The following is a 529-nucleotide window of genomic DNA, read 5'->3' on the forward strand; positions in this document are numbered from 1 at the left end:
TTGGCGGTGGGTTAGCACCCGTGCCATCGTCAGCGATGGTGGCTTTGCCCACTTTGTCATTGCCGCTGTCCGCCAGAATGTCCGCGTCAACGGTCAGCTTAAAGCGTTCGTTACCCTCATAAATCGGGTTCGCACTGTCGTCGAAGGTAGGGACTTGGACTTGGAATGATGTCACCTTGCCTGGCAGCGTGACGGTATTGGTCAGGGTATTGCCATCAATGAAGAGTTCGACCGTGATGGGGACGTTGTTGTCATCCAGCAGCGGCGCACCATTTTCATCCAGCAATTGCACCGTCAATGAGGTTTCATCCCCGAGCAGATCTTGAAGCTCAGCAGGATTCTTACCAATGCCATTGAGGGTCAGGGTGTATTCCACCTCGTCTTGCGCGGCGTTGCTCAGGGCCACGTCAAAGACAGCATCGCTACCTTCGGCGACTTTGCCTGCATTCGAGACCTTGAGGGTCGGTGCATCGTTATCGAGGATGGTACCTGTGCCTGTAACGGCATCGGTCTGGCTGTCGGTTTTGCC

The 529-nt window shown here is 55.2% G+C and carries 1 protein-coding gene; it reads right to left on the minus strand.

Translation table 11 applies throughout. The features are described 5' to 3' along the window. A partial coding sequence (locus D515_RS25925; protein ID WP_039850625.1) for a hypothetical protein occupies positions 1 to 529 on the minus strand: 529 nt, incomplete at both ends.

Origin of the sequence: Grimontia indica (assembly GCF_000333895.2) — a bacterium.
Classification (GTDB): Bacteria; Pseudomonadota; Gammaproteobacteria; order Enterobacterales; family Vibrionaceae; genus Enterovibrio; species Enterovibrio indicus.